Below are 17,324 nucleotides of genomic sequence, written 5' to 3'. Positions count from 1 at the left end.
CTCTGTGCAGCCGACACCTTGCGATCGTCAGACGAAATCTACGTTGTCATTCTTACGGCGGCCGCCCGGCTGAATTTATCCGCGCGCATCTTGCTTTGGTCGAGTGCGCCTTTTTCGGCGCTTTCGTCAAGCATAGGAGCAAAAGATGAGCTTATTGTAAGCTACCCTTTGGGTCGCACGATGTCGTAGACATGCCGCACATGCAGATCCTTTTTTGATCTTCACCGGTACGGCTACTCGTCTTCAGGATCGAGAGTCGGCGTCCTTCTTCTTTTTTATTAGAACCAATGGAGGGATGTCATAGCACATCCGTTCAGAGGGCGGAATTTTTGTGTGAACCCCCTTTTGATGACAAAATTATGACATAATTCAACAAGGCAGAGGGGGGAGAAATCCAGCTTTCGCACCGGCTTGGCCGTAGCCGAAGGTGCAGATGATACCGTGCATACCCTAGCGTAATGTGTGGCATTGAATGGTATGGGGACGCCAAATAAAACAATGTATCTGGCAAACCATCACATAAATATGAGGAGTTCACGTATGGGGATGGTGTTCGGGTGGTTATGACCATGCAAATGGTGTCGGAGGCGGCAATTTGTGCCTGGGTCGACACCTGGTCTGCCTCGTCGAGGAGCAGTCCGGCCATACTGCGTCGACGGGCCCGTTGGAACTGTCCCAACTGAATCAACGTGTTGCGGGGTCGCTGCCTAACCCGTGTGCGGGCCCGGCATGTGGTCCAGGGCAACGGCCCGGACCCCGTGCGGGGGCTGCCGGATGGCCGCTATTCCGCGGGTCCCGTCGGGGGGCGCGCTGTGGTGCCTACAGAATGAAGAAACCGATGGAAGCAACGCTCATGACGGCGGTCGCGACCCATCCGATCACCAGCATGGGGCGCGGCAGGGTCAGCCGGCCCATGATGCGCGGGTTCATGGCGACCACCATCATGACCGCCATCAGGGGGGCGGCGAGCACTCCATTGACCACCGCGCTCCAGTAGAGCGCCTTCACCGGGTCCAGGGCCGTGAAATTCAGCGCGACACCACCGAGGGTGGCCGCGGCGATGATCGAATAGAAGGCCTTGGCCTCCCTCGGCCGGTGGTCGAGCCCCTCGGGCCAGCCGAACAGCTCGCTGACCCCATAAGCCGCCGAGCCGGCCAGCACCGGCACCGCCAGCATGCCGGTGGCGATAATGCCGGTGGCGAACAGGGCGAAAGTGAACGGACCGGCGATGGGACGCAGCGCCTCGGCCGCCTGGGACGAGGTCTGGATATCGGTGACGCCATTGGCGTGCAGGGTTGCGGCCGTGGCGAAGATGATGAACAAGGCGATGAGATTGGAAAATCCCATGCCGACGAAGGTGTCGGTGCGGATCCGCGACAGTTCCGGGCTCGCATCGCGTGGCGAGATGCGGAGCGCCTTCACATGGCGGCGATGCAGTTCCTCGACCTCCTGTCCGGCCTGCCAGAAGAAGAGATACGGGCTGATGGTCGTGCCCAGCACGGCGATGAGGGCCGTCGCGTGGTCCCCATCGAAGGCTATCCTTGGGACAAGGGTGGCGGAGAGCGCCGCCGGCCAGTCCACATGGGCGGCGAAGGCGACGGCGACATAAGCGAACAGCGAAATCGTCGCCCATTTGAGCACGGCGGCATAGCGCGCATAGCTCATGAAGGTTTCCAGCAGGACGCACACGACGGCGAACAAGGCCGTGTAGAGGAGCTCCGGGCCGCCCACGAGCAGGCCCAGCGCCGCCGCCATCGCTCCGAGATCGGCGCCGAGGTTGATCACATTGGCCACGAGCAGCAGCAGGATGACCCAGCGCAGGAGCCAGGGCGAATAGTGCAGGCGCAGGTTCCGGGCGATGCCCCGTCCCGTCACGCAGCCAATGCGCGCGCTGACCGCCTGAATGACTGCCATGAGCGGAAAGCTGAAGAGCATCGTCCAGGCAAATGCGTATCCGAATTGGGCGCCGACCTGGCTGTAGGTCGCGATTCCGCTTGGATCATCATCTGCCGCACCGGTAACGAGACCGGGCCCGAGGCGGGAAACCGTGAGCGTCTTCAGGCGCAGCCAAACCGATTGTGGCGCCGCTGCATCTGCCAAAAAGGAAGCGCTGTCTTTCAAGTCCGTCATCGGTTCACGTTTCCCCGCCGCCAAAAACTCTACCGTCTCGGTCCATAAGAGCCAGTTACGGTCGCGCGCGGCACGACGTCGCCGGAGCGAACGTCCGGGAGGCGGACAGCCGCGCCGGCATCGTCGACGCTGTAGCTGCAACATGCGGCCGGATCTTGAGCACCAGCAACCGTCAGCAGATTCGGAGCGCCTCGCTGAAAACGTGATCATGGTCACGCTGCGATCGAAAGATGCCGGCTCCGGCTGGTCTGCGGGGGAGAATTGAGCGAACCCGAGCCGGTTGCACCCCCTCGATGGGGGAGTGCCGGCGCCAAAATCCTCCAGCATGCCTGGGGATGCATCGATCCAGCTTGCGGAGGAGGCGAAGGGAGGCCATCGACCGTGCGCTCTTCGGCGCGCCGCTCTTTGACCTCGCTTGCGGATGTCCCGCCCTGGCGGTCTCAGGCTTCGCCGATTTCGAGAGGACGCGTCCGGTCCGCTGTCCATTCGGCGAGGGATCCGTCGTATTCCAGTGTCGCTCCATAGCCGATCACTGCAAGCGCGAGAGCTCCCAGGGCTGAGGCGACGCCGCCACCGCAGTAGGTCACCACCACCTCTCCTGCCAACGCCGTTCGTGCCTTGAACAGGCTGTGCAGTTCCGCCGGCGGCCGCAGAGTGTTGTCCGCCTCGTCCAGGAGCTCGACGAAGGGAAGATTCGCGCTGCCGGGAATATGCCCCGGCCGCGACCGGCCGGGCACCCGGCCGGAGAAGTCGTCCCTCTGCAGAAGGCAGATCAGCCGGCCCGGTCGCCGTCCCGCCACGATGTCGAGAACGTCCTGCGTGGAGGCAACGGTACCGGCCGGAAGCGGCAGCGTGTAGGACGACTTCACATAAGGGGAGAGGCCGAGCTCCAACGGGCGGCCTTCGGCGCGGTACTTGCGCAGGCCGCCATCCAGCACGCTCACGCGCTGATGACCGTAAGAGCGGAAGACCCACCAAAGACGCGCGGCCCATTGGTTCGTCAGATCATCATAGATGACCACATGGGACGTGCGCGTGATCCCGAGCCGGCTGGCCGCGGCGGCGAACTGGGAGGCCGTGGGGCGGGTGAAGGGCAAGGGCGCGCCCGGATCGGAGAATTGGGTGAACAGATCCGCGAAGCGGGCGCCGGGAATGTGGCCGCGGCGTTCATAGTCGTCGAGCCCGCTGCGGAACTCGGCCGGGGTGCCGCCGCGCGGCGGCTCGAGGTACACGCTGGCGTCCAGAACGATCAGATCGTCATCGCCCAGATGTCCCCCGAGCCATTGCGTGGAGACGAGAGGAAAGGTCTTGGGCATACTGAAAATCCGGTCCGGGTCGGGCGGCAGGCAGGATCGGCGACTTGCGTCCGCGTCGCGGCCGATATAGATTCTAAACTAAATTTATATATGAAATGCAAGGAATGCGCGGGGCTCCACTTCAATCTGTCGCCTCCGCCGCCGATGGCGAGGATCGCGCGCAGACCGTGGGGGGAGAGTTCCCCCCGCCGGGAGTGGCGCCGTCCTCTGCCCGCTACGGTGCCGCGGTCAAGGACCTGGCGGTGAGCGAGGTGGAGCGGCGGAGGCTCCTCAATCCGCGCGACCGCACCGTTTACCGCGAAGTGGCCGGCCAGTTCGGCGTCGGCGAGCAGTCCCTCCGCCTGTGGATGAAAAAAAGGGACGCGGAGCGACTGGAAGCCGCCGAGCCGGCGGCCGGGTCGGGCGATGTCATGTCGCCGGAACAGATGCACAGTGAGCTTCAGGCCCTGCGGCGACAGATCCAGAAGCTGCGGACCGAGAACGATGTGCTGAAGCGGGCCTTTGTCGTGTTCTCCTCCGAATGGGGACACGACAAATAGAGAGAATCCGGCGGGGGCCTGGCCGCGCCGGCGTTCGTCACGGTGGATCGAGCAGGCCCAGCCCCTGCCTCCGCCTGTCCAGATTCGCCGCCACCTTCTCCACCAGTGCCAGGCGGGCGCCATTGCCGATGGCCGCCGTGTGGGGCGACACGCGAACGCGCGGATGGCTGTAGAAGGGATGGCCGGCGGGGAGTGGCTCGGGCGTCGTGGTGTCAAGGGTGGCGCGGGCCACCCTGCCATCCGCCAGAGCGTCGAGCAGGGCGTCGTCATCGATCAGGCTTCCGCGCGCCACATTGATGATGTGGATGCCCGGTTTTGCCGCGCGCAGACTCTCTGCGTTCAGGATGTGCCGGGTCTGCGGCGTGGCCGGCGCGGCGAGCACGAGATGGTCGCTCACCGCGAGCAGTTCCTCCACCGATCGGGCGAAGGCGACGCCGTCCTCCGCCGCCGATGCGGCGCGACGCAAGGCGCGGACGCGCATCCCCAGCCCTTGCGCCCGGCGCGCCACCGCCCGGCCGATGGCGCCATAGCCCACGAGCCCCAGCGTGGTGCCCTCGATGGGCGCGAACGGGCGGGTGCGCCACGCCTCGGGACCATCGATCCACACGGTGTGCAGGGCCTTCACCGCCTCGAAGATGGCGCCGATGACGAACTCCGCGATGGGGCCCGCCGCCACCCCCCGCGCCGTGCTGACGGGGAGCGTATCGAGGAACCAGCGCGGATAATGGTCCGTCCCGGAGGAGACGAGCTGGATCCATTCCAGCCCGAATGGCCAGCCCGCCGGCTGATCCGGCGGGTTCGGCACATGGGGCAGGTCCCACACCCCGAACACCGGCGCGGCGACGAGGAGCCGCGCCTCGGCAGGCAGCGCCGCCGGCGCCCCGCGGGGCACGGGCAGCACCTCGGCCCCGAGACGGTCCGCGAGGGCCTCGTTGAAGAACGGCTCAAGCTGGCTGGCAATGAGCATGGCATGCCTCCTGCGGGTCAGATCACCACCAGCTCGTCGAAGGCATCATGCCGGGGCGCGAGGTTCCAGCTGCGCATCCACTCGGTGGTGTAGGCGAAGCGCTTGGGGTCCAGCGGCTTGGCATGGGCGTAATGGACGAAGTGATCTGCAATCTCGTGGGGCGCGATGCGGTGGCGGATCTGCTCCACGATCAGGTGGTGCTTGAAGCTCGCGAAATCGGCGCTGATGAGGTCCGCAGCGGCGTTGACGGCGGCGAGATATCCCTGGCGCTGCTCCGGCGAGAGGCTGGGCGAGATCACCTCGGCGCCGCGGTAGAAGTTGGCGGCGATGATGTGGGCGCCTTCCTTCAGCGCGAGGCTGACATAGGGCTCCATCAGCGATGCGGCGCGCAGCGTGCCGGCCTTCAGCTGCTCATAGCGCAGGAAGGGCTCGCCTACGTGCTGCAGCACGATGTCCTCCCGCGGCAGCGTGCCTTCCAGGAACTGCAGGGCGGTGTAGTGCGAGCCGGTGAACTCGTTGATGCCCACGGGTACCCCGGCGAGGTCCCGCGGCTCCTGGATATCGCGATCAAAGGCGAGGATCACCTGCGCCGCCACGGCCGGCCGCAAAGCGTGCACCCGGCTGCCGCGGCCGCTGCGGTCGGAGCGATCGAGGCCGGCCCATTCGCACAGATTGTACGCGTCCGCGCGACCGCTCTCGTAGAGCGATTCCTTCTGGCGCTTGAAGGCATCCTGATTGGAGGTGACGGGGTCGTGCCGCGCCACGAACGCGACCTCGATGCCCTGCGCGCGGAACAGGCCGCGTTCCAGGGCGACGATGATGGGCAGGTCGAACACCGGAACGTTGGGGGCGAGACGGATCACGTCAGATGGGATGGCGGACATGGCAGGCTCTCGATTGCTGTGCGATGGGAGGGGATCGGGACAGGTCCCCCGGCCGGGTGGGGGGCTGCCGAAAGCGTGCTCAGGCCTCCAGGGGGCGCTGGGGGTCCTTCGACCATTCGGAGAGCGAGCCGTCGTAGACGCGAACCTTGTCGTGGCCGAGCGCCTTGAGGACGAAGCCGTCGAGGGTGGCGGCGATGCCGCTGCCGCAATAGGCGATGACATCGCTCTCGGGGGAGATGCCCCTGGCGGTGAACTCGGCCTTCAGCACGTCCAGGGGCTTGAGGCTGTTGTCCGCCGCCGCCACGAGGGATCCCGCCGGCAGGGAGATGCTGCCGGGGATCCGCCCCCGACGCCCGTGGGGCCCGGCGACGGCGCCGCTGAAGTGGTCCGGGCTCAGGGCGTTCACCAGCGTGGCGCCGCCGCGTTCCACCGCGGCGGAGACATCCGGCAGGTCGGCGAACAGGTGCTGCGTCACGGGCGTGAAAGCACTCGCGGGCGGATAGGACGGCTGCGCGCCGCTCGCGGTAGGCCGGCCGTCCTTGATCCATTTGGCGAGGCCGCCGTCGAGCACCGCCACGCGGGTGAAGCCGAGGTCGTTCAGCAGCCACCACACGCGGGTCGCCCAGCCATAGGTTGAGGTGGAATAGACCACCACCAGCGCATCCGGCCCGACACCCAGCCTGGCGAAGGCCGCCGCAGCCGCTTCGGGTGCAAGCCGCGTGAAGTCCAGCGCGGCGGCGGTGTCGGACAGCTCATTCTTCAGATCGAGATAGCGGGCGCCGGGGATGTGCGCCTTCTCGAACACGGCGCGGGCAGGCTCGGCGTTCGAGGCGCCGGGCGCCACCGCGGTGCCCGCCGTGGCGTCGAACAGGCGCAGCGCGGGATCGGCGAGGTGGTCCGCCAGCCACTGGCTGGAAACGACGAGGGAGGGGGCAGGCTCGGTCATGGCGTCTTTCCTTGAAAGTATCGGGGGTGCTGCGCGGGGGCGGTCACGCGCGGCCCGCCGGCGAGCCGGAGGCCCGTCGGTGCCCGCTGAGTTCTTGCCCGGCGCCGGGGTGGAGGCGGAAAGCCACCGGCACCGCGACCAGCACGAGGGCCGCGAGGAGGAGGAAGGCGGCCGCATAGTCCCCGCCGCCGGGATGCGGGCGCTGGGCCACCCAGGCGGAGAGGTTCACCACCGTGACGGACAGCGAGATGCCGATCATCACGGCGAACTGCTGGAAGGTGGTGTTGAGCGAGGTCGCCGGTGCCACCGAGCGGCGCGGCAGGTCGGCATAGGCGATGGCTGCCAGCGCGTTGAGCTGGATGGCGCGGAAGAAGCCGCCCACCGAGGCGAGGACGGCGATGAGCGCCACGCTCCAGGCCGCCTGGAAAGCTGCGCAGAGGGCCAGCGCGAGGCCGCACAGCACGCCGTTCCAGATGATCACGCTGCGAAAGCCAAAGTGCGCGAGGATCCGGGCGGTGAACGTCTTGGTGACGAAGGCGACGAGGCCGCTCGCCAGCAGCACGACGCCGCTCTCGATCGCGGTGAAGCCGAGGCCGAGCTGGAGCTGCAGCGGCAGGAGGAACGGCAGCGCGCCATAACCCACGCGCACCAGGCAGCCGCCCCAGAACGAGACGCTGAAGGTCGGCACCTTCAGCAGCGCGAAGTCGAGCAGTGGCGGATGCCCGCCCCGGCGCACGCGCCGCACATAGGCGGTGCCGGAGAGGGCCGCCACCGCGACCAGGCCGGCATACACGGCAGGCGAAATGCTCGGATGGCGCACCAGCCACAGCAAGCTCGCCCCCGCGACCAGCAGCAGGGCCAGCCACAGCCATTGGCGCAGGTCGAAGGGCGGGGGCTCCTCGTCGGTGACCTGGGGCATGAGGCGCGCTGCGAAGACATAGCCGGCGAGGCCGAGCGGCAGGTTGAGAAAGAAGATCCACCGCCAGTCGGAATAGGTGGCGATCACCCCGCCCAGCAGCGGCCCGATCAGCGGTCCGAGCATGGCGGGCGTGATCATCCAGGCGAGCGCGGCCACGAGGTCGGCCTTGCTGGTGGCGTGGATGATGGCCATGCGCCCCACCGGCATCATCAGGGCGGCGCTCGCGCCTTGCAGCACGCGCGCCGCCACGAGGGCGGGAAGGGATTGTGCGAAGCCGCACAGGGCCGAGCTCGCGGCGAACAGCACGAGCGAGGCCTGAAACACGGAGCGGGTGCCGAAGCGGGCGGCCAGCAGACCGCTCAGCGGAATGATCGCGACGTTGGCCAGCAGATAGACCGTCATCGTCAAATCGAGGTTCAGCGGGCTGACCCCGAAGGCCACGGCGATCTGCGGCAACGCGGGGGCGATGATGGTCGAGTCCAGCTGGTCCATGAAATAGGCCAGGCCGACCAGGACGGAGAGGGGACGATAGCTGGTGGTCCAGGACGGCATGGCAGGGCTTCTTTGGCCGCGGAAGGAGAGTAGTTCATTTAGTCCATCAATTTTATAAAATAAAGGTTGAACTTAGAATTTTAAGTCGGTAGCGTCGAGATGTGCCGGCGCTATGCCCCTCGGGCGGCGGCCGGCACCGCCTCGGAAGCACGGAACCGCGTCCTGGCCCACCCGCCTGGGTGCCGCCATTTCGCCCGATCCCGCGCTGGTGGGCCTGCCGACATTCGGAGCGGCGGTCTGGCCGCATGCGTGCCCCGAAGCGCAACAAAAATCGAACGCCGTTTTGGAGCGACACATGACTGCTCTGCCGCAAGCTTCCTCCGGGTCCGACATCCAGGCCGCTCGGGTTCTGCACATCCCCGAGGAGCGGCTCGACAGCGCCCAGGCCAAGATCCTGTCCATCGCCGATTACCGGGGCGACCGGGAAGCCTTCGGCGACGTGGTGGTCGAGCCCTATTCGCCGGTGGTCGGCGCCCATGTGCGGGGCCTCGACTTCGGCGCCTCCGCACCGGAGCGGGATGCGGCGCTCGCCCAGTTTCTCCATGACCGCCTGGTGCGGTACGGCTTCCTGTTCTTTGCGCCCGGCACGGTCCAGGCTGAGGACTTCGGCCGCCTCGTCAGCCTGTTCGGCCATGCCCGCTATGCCGGCACGCCATACACCCCCGCTCCGGCTGAGAACACCAGCGTCAACACCATCGACTCCTCGGTGAAGAAGACGCGCATGAACCTGATCTGGCACATCGACCAGGCGTTCGTGCCCGAGCCGCCGCGCTTCACCGCCCTGTTCGGCAAGAAGGCACCGCCCACCGGCGGCGACACCCTGTTCGCCAATGCCACCGCTGCCTATGACCTGCTCGACCCTGATTTCGCGCGCTACCTGGAGACGTTGACCGCGGTGCATGACGTAGAGACGCAGGGTTTCCTGACCCTCGCCTACCAGGACCCCGGTGCCCTTGCCGCCCAGCGCGCCAAGTATCCGCCCATCGAGGCGCCGGTGATCCGCGTGCACCCCGATACCGGCCGCAAGCAGATCTTCGTCAGCGAGCTGTATACCCAGCGCATCCTGGGTGTTCCCCGCACGGTGAGCGATCACCTGCTCCAGATCCTGTTCGACTACGTCAAGTCTCCGGACGTGCAGACCCGCGTCGCCTGGCTGGAGGGCGCTGCGGTGATCTGGGATAACCGTGTGGTCCAGCATCGCGGCGTCGCCGATTACGGCGACGGCCTGCGCGTGCTCCATCGCGCTATCGTCCAGTAACCGGCGCGACATGCCGGCCGCGCCTGGCCGCCGCCGGCCACCGAATGCCCGGACTCGGGCGGAGACGTGAAGATGAACAGAAGAGAAAGCCTGAAGCTGCTCGCGGGCGCTGCGTCCGCCGCGCTGCTGCCGGCGGGGCGGGCGTCCGCTGCCGCCGCGCCGGTGCGCATCACCCTGCCTTCGCCCGGGAGCGCCGGTTCGGTGTGGCAGCCGCTGGTGTCGCGGCTCGGCATCGCCGAGGCGCTGGGGCTGAACCTGGAATGGATCGTCGCCGATCCGGGCAAGATGCAGACGCAGTTGACCGCCGGCGCGCTGGACGTGGGCGTCTACGGTTCCGTCGGGCTCTCGACCATCGTCAACAAGGGCAGCGACATCGTGCTGTTCGGTCCGGCGCTGGACAACAACACCCGCTGGGTGGTGCGCGGCGACAGCCCCTACAAGACCCCCAGGGACCTCGCCGGCAAGACCGTGGCCTCCACCGCCGAGACCAGCGAGACCTACCAGCAGGCGAAGATCGCCGCCTCTCTTGCCGGCCTCGACTTCAACGACCTCAAGATCGTGTTCGGCTCACCTCTCGCGAACCTCGCCTTGTTCGAACGGGGCGATGTCGAGGCCATCCTCACCCTTGAGCCCACGGCCACGCGCCTGGTCGCCCGTGGCGCCCGCGACCTCGCCCGGGTGGCGGACGAGTGGGAGCGCGGGACCGGGCTGAAGGGCGCCCCCATCCTGGTCGGTCTCGCGGCGAGCCGCACCTGGCTCGACGCCAACCGGGAGACCGCATCCAAGGTCTCGAAGCTGTTCGTGAAGGTGAACTCGGCGATCCGCGAGAGCCCGCGCCTGCTGGTGGATGTCGCTCGCGACATCGGCATCAAGCCGGACGAGACCGAGGCCCTCGCTCTGCTGCCCGGCCGGGCACGGGACTCCTATGCCACGGCGTGGGACGACGAGGTGTTCAAGGTCATCGATAAGCAGATCGAGGTCGCTGTGAAGCTCGGCCTGCTGAAGCAGGCCCCCGCCGGCAAGATCTATGTGAAGGTCTAGGGAGCGGCGGGGTCTGCCGGCATCGGCGCGCCCCGCGCGGCACACGCGAAAGAGGTACGATGTCAGTCGTGGACAAAACCGACGCCCACGCCCGCCTGCGGGGGGAGCGCCCCGCCGCCCGCTGGGTGCCGGCGGCGCGTGCCGCCGCCGGTGAGGCGCTGCCCTTCATCGCCTCCTTCGTGCTCCTCGCGGTCTCGTGGGAGGCGATGGCGCTGTGGCTGCGCTCGCCGCTCGTGCCCGACCTCTCGGCCGTGCTGCGCGAGTTCCTGGTGATCTGCGAGAGCGGCAAGGCGTTCCGCGAGATCTGGGCCACCTTCTACCGCATGGGGCTCGGCTTCCTGCTGGCGGTGGCTCTGGCATTCCCGATCGGCATCGCCTCGGCGGTGTCGCGCACGGCCGAGCGCTTCTTCGAGCCGGGGGTGATCCTCGGCCTCACCGTGCCCGGGCTGGTGTGGGCGCTCCTGTGCGTGATCTGGTTCGGCGTGAGCATCGCCTCGCCGGTGATCGCGGTGGCGCTGGGGGTGCTCCCCTCCATGGTCATCACGGTGCAGCAGGGCGTGCGCTCGCTCTCCGCCGACATCGTGGAGATGACGCGCGTATTCCGGCTGAAGCGCACCACGGTGCTGCGGCGCATCTGGGTCCCGCTGCTCTATTCGTCGACCATCTCCGGGGCGCGGGTGGGCTTCTCCATCGCCTGGAAGGTGATCGTGCTGGTGGAGATCTTCGGCATGTCGAACGGGGTGGGCTACCAGCTCAACTCCCAGTTCAGCCTGCAGAGCGTGGAGGGCGTGATCGCCTGGACCCTGGCCTTCTGGCTCGCGATGATGGCGGTGGAATACTTGGTGTTCCGGCCGATCGAGAAGAATGCCAACCACTGGAAGAAGTCGGCCTATGAGTAGCGACATCGTCATCGAGGGGCTGGGCAAGGCCTATGCCCCGCACGGCGGGCGCCGCCCGGCCGTGATCTTCGACGGTCTCGACATGCGGGTCGAGGCCGGTCAGCTGGTGGCGCTGGTGGGGCCCTCGGGCTGCGGCAAGTCCACGCTGCTCAACCTCATCGCCGGGCTCGACGCGCCGGACGCGGGCGCCATCCGCTTCGATGGCCGCTCCCGCGACAGCCGCCTCGCCATGGTGTTCCAGCAGCCGCGCCTCGTGGACTGGCTGACGGCGGAGGAGAACGTCGCCCTCGCCTTCGAGCGCGAGGGCCGTCGGCCCCCCGGCGACGCGCGCGAGACGGTGCGCGCCCTGCTGCGCAAGGTGGGCCTCGCCGAGCACGGCGGCGCCTATCCGCAATTCCTCTCCGGCGGGCAGCGCCAGCGCGTCGCCATCGCCCGCGCGTTCGCGGTGGGGCCGGATATCCTGCTGCTGGACGAGCCCTTCAGCGCCCTCGACGAGCTCACCGCCCGGCGGCTGCGCCTGCTGCTGCAGAGCCTGTGGGGCGAGAAGGACGGCCCGCGGCCGACCGGCGTCCTCGTCACCCACAACATGCTGGAGGCGGCCCTGCTCGCCGACCGTATCTTCGTGCTCGACGGCCATCCCGGCCGCTTCGCCGCGGTGATGGACATCGACCTGCCGCACCCGCGCGATCCGGAGGACCCGGCCCTGTTCGCCATCCACCGGCAGGTGCTGCACGCGCTCGGCGAGGCCTGACGCGGCCGCGCCGGCCCTCCTTTTCCATGAGACGGACCGACCGGGTTTCCCGGCCGGGCGGACCAACGCGGCCACAGCCTGCCGGCTGCCGTGCCCACAGCCAAGGGATCCTGCCCATGCCCCACGACGGACTGAGACGGCGCGCGTTCCTTCGGGGCGGCATCGCCACGCTCGGGCTCGCCGCCTTGTCCGGAAAGGCCCGGGCCGAGGCTGGAAAGCCCTTTCCCATCAACCTGATGGCGCCGAACAAGGGCAGCACATCCGCCATCTATCCCGCGCTCATGACCCCCGACCTCGTGGACCTGTCCGGCCTCGATATCTCCTGGGTCGGCACGGCCCCGGGGCAGATGCAGGTGCAGCTGCTTTCCGGCGCGCTGAACGTGGGCGGCTATGGCGCGCTGGGCGTGGCCGAGGCCCAGTCGAAGGGCGCGGACGTGACCCTGTTCGCTCCCCTCAGCCTCAACCACGGCAGCTTCATCGTCCCCGCCGGCAGTCCGGCCCGCAAGCTGGAAGACCTGAAGGGCAAGCGCATCGCCACAGTGCCGGTGAACACCGACACCTTCCGCCAGGCGGAGGTGGCCGTCGCCCTCTACGGGCTGAACCTGCGCAAGGATTTCCAGGTGAGCCATAGCCCCGGCCTTGCCAGCCTCGCCCTGTTCGAGCGCGGCGACGTGGACGCCATCCTTGCCATCGAGCCCAACTCCACCCGCCTCGTCGCCCGCGGCGCGCGGGAGATCGCCCGCGTGGAGGACCTGTGGAACGCCGCCACCGGCAACAAGGAGCCCCTGTTCCTCGTGGGCTGGGCGGCACGCAAGTCGTGGATCGACGCCAATCCCGAGGTGGCCGCCAAGGTCGCCAGGGCCTACCTGCACATCAACCGGGTGGTGCGCAGGGACCCTTCCATCCTCAAGCGGCCCGAGCTCTACACCGCCCTCGGCCTGCGCGAGGACGAGACGGACGCCATCGCGCTCCTGCCCGAGCGCATCGCGCGCGTGACGCCGGTGGAGTGGAACCAGGGCGTGTTCGACAATATCGGCCAGCAGATCGACCTGGCGCTCAAGTATGGCACGCTGGCGTCCCGCCCGACCCAGCCGCTCTATACCGTGCTGCCGGGTGTGTCATGAGCGTAGAGGCCTCCTCCGGCGGCCTCCTCGCGCCAGGCGGGGCCGAGGCGCCGCGTGCCGCGCCTTCCCGCGCCGGGACCTTGTTCCGTGCTGGAAGGTGGCGGCTCGCGGTGGGCCGCATCGCCCCCGTGGCCTTGCCTCTTTTGCTGTTCAGCCTCGTCGCCGGCGCGTGGGAGGCGATGGCGGTGGCGCTCCACTCCCCGCTGGTGCCGCACCTGCCCGAGATCGGCAGGGAGCTCGCGCGCATCTTCAAGGGCGGGCATTTCTTCGGCGAGATGACGGTGACGCTGCTGCGGGTGGCGTCCGGCTTCGCCATCGCCTTCGTCGTCGCGGTCGGCGCCGGCATCGCCATGGGCCGGCAGAAGGCGGTGGCGCATTTCCTGGAGCCGGCCATCATCGTCGGCCTCACCGTGCCGGGGCTGGTGTGGGCGCTCCTGTGCGTCATCTGGTTCGGCATCGGGCTCACCGGCGCGGCGGTGGCGGTGGCGCTCTCCATCGCCCCGGCGCTGCTGCTCAACATCCTCCAGGGCGTGCGCGGGGTGGACGCCGAGTTGCTGGAGGTGGCGGCCATGCTGCGCCTGCCTTTGCGCAAGCGCCTCGCCTGCCTGTGGCTGCCGAGCCTGATGCCGGCGCTGCTCGGCGGCGCCCGCCTTGGCCTCTCGCTGGCCTGGAAGGTGGTGGTGCTGGTGGAGCTGTTCGGCCTGTCGAGCGGCATCGGCTACCAGCTCAACAGCGAGTTCGGCGCCCAGAACGTGGCCGGCGTCATCGCCTGGACGCTCGGCTTCGCGGCGGTGATGGGCGTGATCGAATACGGCGTCCTTGCCCGGCTGGAGCATCATTTGATGCGCTGGCGCCGGACGGCGCAGGTGTGAGGCGGGCGATGGATACGGCGCGTGGCCTTCCGCTCGAAATCGCCCGGCTGGACAAGCACTATGCGGATCGGTCCGGGACCCGGCGGGGACCCAGACAGGTGCTGCGCGGCATCGATCTGGAGGTGGAGGCCGGCGCCTTCGTCACGCTGATCGGCCCCTCGGGCTGCGGCAAGTCCACCATCCTGCGCCTCGTGGCGGGGCTCGACGCCGACTTTTCCGGCGCGATCCGGGTCGGCGGCGTGCCGATCCGCGGCCCCGATCTGTCGCGGGGGATGCTGTTCCAGGAGCATCGCCTGTTTCCCTGGCTCACCGTGCGCCAGAACGTGGCGCTGGGCGCCTTCCATTCCGGCCTCGGCGCGGCGGCGCTCGATGCCCATGTGGGCGGTCTGCTGGAACGGGTGGGGCTCGCCCACGCGGCGGACCTGTTCCCGAGCCAGCTCTCCGGCGGCATGGCGCAGCGCGCCTCCATCGCTCGGACGCTCGCGGGCAATCCTCGCCTGCTGCTGCTCGACGAGCCGTTCAGCGCCCTCGACGCCTTTAACCGCCTCGCTCTCCAGCTGGAGCTGGAGCGGCTGTGGCTGCGCACGGGCATCACCATGATCCTCGTCAGCCACGACATCGAGGAGGCCGTCTACCTCTCCGATCGCATCGTCGTGCTGGAGGCCGATCCCGGCCGCATCCGCACGGTGGTGGAGAACCGGCTGCCGCGCCCGCGCGACCGCGTCTCGCCGGTCTTCAACGCCCTCAAGGCGCGCCTGTTCGAGGCGCTCCACGTGGAGACCGGCGCGCCGCCCGCCGGCCTCGCCGATCCCGCGCACACACCCGAGGAGGCCATCCGATGACCGCAGCTGTCGAAGCCCTGAGGACCCCGTCCGTCCGCGACCAGGTGAGCGCCGAGGAGTGGCAGGCGCGCCTCGATCTTGCCGCCTGCTACCGGCTCGCCGCGCGCTGGGGGTGGACGGACCACATCTACACCCACTTCTCCGCCCGCGTGCCGGGCCGGGAGGAGCACTTCCTCATCAACGCCTTCGGCCTCACCTTCAACGAGGTGACGGCGTCCAATCTGGTGAAGGTGGACCTTGCCGGCAACGTGCTGCTCGACGTCACCGGCCGCGGCCACAACCAGGCGGGCTACGTGATCCACAGCGCGGTGCACGCGGCGCGACCCGACCTTCAGGCGGTGCTCCACACCCACACCACCACCGGCGCCGCCGTTTCCGCCCAGCGCGACGGGCTGCTGATGATCTCGCAGCACGCCGCCCGCTATTACGGCCGCGTCGCCTACCACGACTACGAGGGCTTCGCCCTGAACCTCGACGAGCAGCAGCGCCTGGTGCGCGACCTCGACGACAAGCGGGTGATGATCCTGCGCAACCACGGCCTGCTGGCGGCTGGCCGCAGCGTGGGCGAAGCGTTGCAGGAGCTGTATTTCCTGGAGCGCGCCTGCGCCATCCAGATCGCCGCCCTCGCCGGTGGCGCGGCGCTGGTGGTGCCGGACGAGGCCGCGCTGCGGCAGGCCTCGCAGACCTACGAGCGGGCCTCTGGCGGCAGCTACACCACCCGCAACTGGGAGGCGTTCGTGCGCGAGCTGGACGCCGTCGACACTTCCTATCGCCAATAGCGGAAAGGGCCCGAGGCCATGGAGCGCGACGAGGGCAAGAGGCAGATCAGGCTGGGCCTGTTCGTGCTCCATGCGGGCTACCACCTCGCCGGCTGGCGGCATCCTGAGGCGCGCTCCGGCGGAGAGGATTTCGGCCTGATGCGCGAGACCGCGCTCACCGCTGAGCGCGGCCTGTTCGACCTGTTCTTCCTGCCCGACACGCCGACCTCCTCGCGCGGGGCCTCGCCGTCGGCGGCAGCGCGGCTGGAGCCGCTGACGCTGCTCAGCGCCCTTGCGGCGGTGACGCGCGACATCGGCCTCGTCGCCACTGCCTCCACCACCTACAACGAGCCGTTCAACCTCGCCCGGCAGCTGGCCTCCCTGGACCACCTGAGTGGCGGGCGGGCGGCATGGAACATCGTCACCACCCTCTCGGGAGACGTCGCCGCGAGCTTCGGCCGCGCGGGCCATCTGCCGCACGCGCAGCGCTATGCGCGGGCCGCCGAATTCATCGAGGTGGCCAGGGGCCTGTGGGACAGCTGGGAGGACGACGCCTTCGTGCGCGACAAGGCGAGCGGGGTCTATTTCGACAAGGCGAAGCTGCACGACCTGCGCCACGAGGGCACGCACTTCTCCGTGCGCGGGCCGCTCTCCCTCGCCCGGCCGCCGCAGGGCCATCCGCTGCTGGTGCTGGCGGGCGCCTCCGATGAGGGGCAGGCCCTGGCGGCGCAGGTGGCGGACATCGTCTTCAGTGCCCAGAATGACTTCGCCGCGGCGCAGGCTTTCTATGCCGGGGTGAAGCGTCGGGCCGCCGAGGCGGGGCGCGACGCTTCCCGCCTGCAGGTGTTTCCCGGCGTGCTGCCCATCCTCGGCGCCACCGAGGCGGAGGCGCGGGCAAAGTTCGACCACCTGCAGAGCCTCGTGGACATGGAGCAGGCTTTGCCGCTGTTGTCCTTCTTCCTCGGCCACGATGTCTCCGGCCTGCCGCTGGATGAGCCGCTGCCCGAGCTGAGCACGTCGGACGCCATGAAGAGTCGCACCGAACTCCTCGCCCGCCTTGCGCGCGCGGAACGGCTGACCGTGCGCGAGCTGGCGCGGATCGTTGCCGCCGGGCGGGGCCACCTCGTGGTGGTGGGCAGCCCCGTGCAGGTGGCCGACACCCTGGAGCAGTGGTTCCTCGGCGGCGCCGCCGACGGCTTCAACGTCATGGTGCCCTATCTGCCGGGAGGTCTTGAGGATTTCGTGGATGGCGTCGTGCCGGTCCTCCAGGCGCGGGGCCTCTACAAGACGGCCTATGCGCCCGGAACGCTGCGCGACCGGCTGGGCCTCGCACGGCCTGTGAGCCGATATGCGCCCCCGCTGGGCGCTCCGCGGCGTGGTCCCGTCTACTCCGAGCATTAGCGAGCCGCCAAGAGGCATGGAAGCGCCGGGTATGGACCTTGTCGTCGCCGCTTCCGTGCGACCCCGAGGGGTCGATGCTCATGGCCTCACACGCCACCGCGCGACCACTGCGACTGCGACGCCTG

The 17,324-nt window shown here is 68.6% G+C and carries 16 protein-coding genes; 10 read left to right on the top strand and 6 right to left on the bottom strand.

Features of this window, described 5'->3' with window-relative positions; all coding sequences use genetic code 11:
* Positions 1-819: 819 nt before the first annotated feature.
* Positions 820-2,274 carry an NRAMP family divalent metal transporter gene (locus tag V5F59_RS20490; RefSeq protein ID WP_393982643.1) on the bottom strand — a complete coding sequence of 485 codons (1,455 nt, stop codon included), beginning with the start codon at positions 2,272-2,274 and terminating at the stop codon, positions 820-822.
* A 296-nt stretch (positions 2,275-2,570) separates the two neighbouring features.
* Complete coding sequence (locus V5F59_RS20485) at positions 2,571-3,446, bottom strand: sulfurtransferase (protein ID WP_393982642.1); 876 nt, start codon at positions 3,444-3,446, stop codon at positions 2,571-2,573.
* Positions 3,447-3,688: 242 nt separating this feature from the next.
* On the opposite strand from V5F59_RS20485, the gene V5F59_RS20480 reads away from it, so the two are divergent.
* The gene (locus V5F59_RS20480; protein WP_393982641.1) at positions 3,689-3,985 is read left to right on the top strand and encodes a transposase; all 297 of its coding nucleotides are present in this window, start codon (positions 3,689-3,691) and stop codon (positions 3,983-3,985) included.
* A gap of 37 nt (positions 3,986-4,022) precedes the next feature.
* Here the strand turns inward: V5F59_RS20480 and V5F59_RS20475 are convergent, their stop codons facing one another.
* The 4 genes from V5F59_RS20475 to V5F59_RS20460 all read right to left on the bottom strand — a co-directional run bounded on the left by V5F59_RS20475 (position 4,023) and on the right by V5F59_RS20460 (position 8,253).
* A complete protein-coding gene (locus V5F59_RS20475) occupies positions 4,023-4,952 on the bottom strand; it encodes an NAD(P)-dependent oxidoreductase (RefSeq protein WP_393982640.1) in 930 nt (309 codons plus the stop codon).
* Between the two features lie 17 nt (positions 4,953-4,969).
* Complete coding sequence (locus V5F59_RS20470) at positions 4,970-5,836, bottom strand: ABC transporter substrate-binding protein (RefSeq protein ID WP_393982639.1); 867 nt, start codon at positions 5,834-5,836, stop codon at positions 4,970-4,972.
* Between the two features lie 79 nt (positions 5,837-5,915).
* Entirely contained in the window at positions 5,916-6,782 is an 867-nt protein-coding gene (locus tag V5F59_RS20465; RefSeq protein ID WP_393982638.1) for a sulfurtransferase, read from the bottom strand.
* Positions 6,783-6,825: 43 nt separating this feature from the next.
* A complete protein-coding gene (locus V5F59_RS20460) occupies positions 6,826-8,253 on the bottom strand; it encodes an MFS transporter (RefSeq protein ID WP_393982637.1) in 1,428 nt (475 codons plus the stop codon).
* A 295-nt stretch (positions 8,254-8,548) separates the two neighbouring features.
* Between V5F59_RS20460 and V5F59_RS20455 the strand changes: the two genes are divergently transcribed.
* From V5F59_RS20455 to V5F59_RS20415, 9 genes are all read left to right on the top strand, one after another.
* On the top strand, positions 8,549-9,511 hold the full coding sequence (locus V5F59_RS20455) for a TauD/TfdA dioxygenase family protein (protein ID WP_393982636.1): 963 nt from the start codon (positions 8,549-8,551) through the stop codon (positions 9,509-9,511).
* A 72-nt stretch (positions 9,512-9,583) separates the two neighbouring features.
* Positions 9,584-10,552, top strand: a complete 969-nt coding sequence (locus tag V5F59_RS20450) for an ABC transporter substrate-binding protein (protein ID WP_393982635.1) — start codon at positions 9,584-9,586, stop codon at positions 10,550-10,552.
* A 68-nt stretch (positions 10,553-10,620) separates the two neighbouring features.
* Complete coding sequence (locus V5F59_RS20445) at positions 10,621-11,451, top strand: ABC transporter permease (protein ID WP_393982634.1); 831 nt, start codon at positions 10,621-10,623, stop codon at positions 11,449-11,451.
* Positions 11,444-12,202, top strand: a complete 759-nt coding sequence (locus tag V5F59_RS20440; RefSeq protein ID WP_393982633.1) for an ABC transporter ATP-binding protein — start codon at positions 11,444-11,446, stop codon at positions 12,200-12,202. Before V5F59_RS20445 ends, V5F59_RS20440 begins: the two co-directional genes overlap by 8 nt.
* 116 nt (positions 12,203-12,318) lie before the next feature.
* Positions 12,319-13,326, top strand: a complete 1,008-nt coding sequence (locus V5F59_RS20435) for an ABC transporter substrate-binding protein (protein WP_393982632.1) — start codon at positions 12,319-12,321, stop codon at positions 13,324-13,326.
* Entirely contained in the window at positions 13,323-14,198 is an 876-nt protein-coding gene (locus V5F59_RS20430) for an ABC transporter permease (protein WP_393982631.1), read from the top strand. Before V5F59_RS20435 ends, V5F59_RS20430 begins: the two co-directional genes overlap by 4 nt.
* 8 nt (positions 14,199-14,206) lie before the next feature.
* Positions 14,207-15,040 carry an ABC transporter ATP-binding protein gene (locus tag V5F59_RS20425; protein ID WP_393982630.1) on the top strand — a complete coding sequence of 278 codons (834 nt, stop codon included), beginning with the start codon at positions 14,207-14,209 and terminating at the stop codon, positions 15,038-15,040.
* Positions 15,037-15,819, top strand: coding sequence for a class II aldolase/adducin family protein (locus V5F59_RS20420; protein WP_393982629.1), 783 nt, complete (start codon positions 15,037-15,039; stop codon positions 15,817-15,819). Before V5F59_RS20425 ends, V5F59_RS20420 begins: the two co-directional genes overlap by 4 nt.
* An 18-nt stretch (positions 15,820-15,837) precedes the next feature.
* Positions 15,838-17,199 carry an LLM class flavin-dependent oxidoreductase gene (locus tag V5F59_RS20415; protein ID WP_393982628.1) on the top strand — a complete coding sequence of 454 codons (1,362 nt, stop codon included), beginning with the start codon at positions 15,838-15,840 and terminating at the stop codon, positions 17,197-17,199.
* The last annotated feature ends 125 nt before the right edge of the window (positions 17,200-17,324 follow it).

The organism is Xanthobacter nonsaccharivorans (genome assembly GCF_043194755.2).
GTDB lineage: Bacteria > Pseudomonadota > Alphaproteobacteria > Rhizobiales > Xanthobacteraceae > Xanthobacter > Xanthobacter autotrophicus_G.
This window is presented reverse-complemented; position numbering and strand designations above follow the sequence as displayed.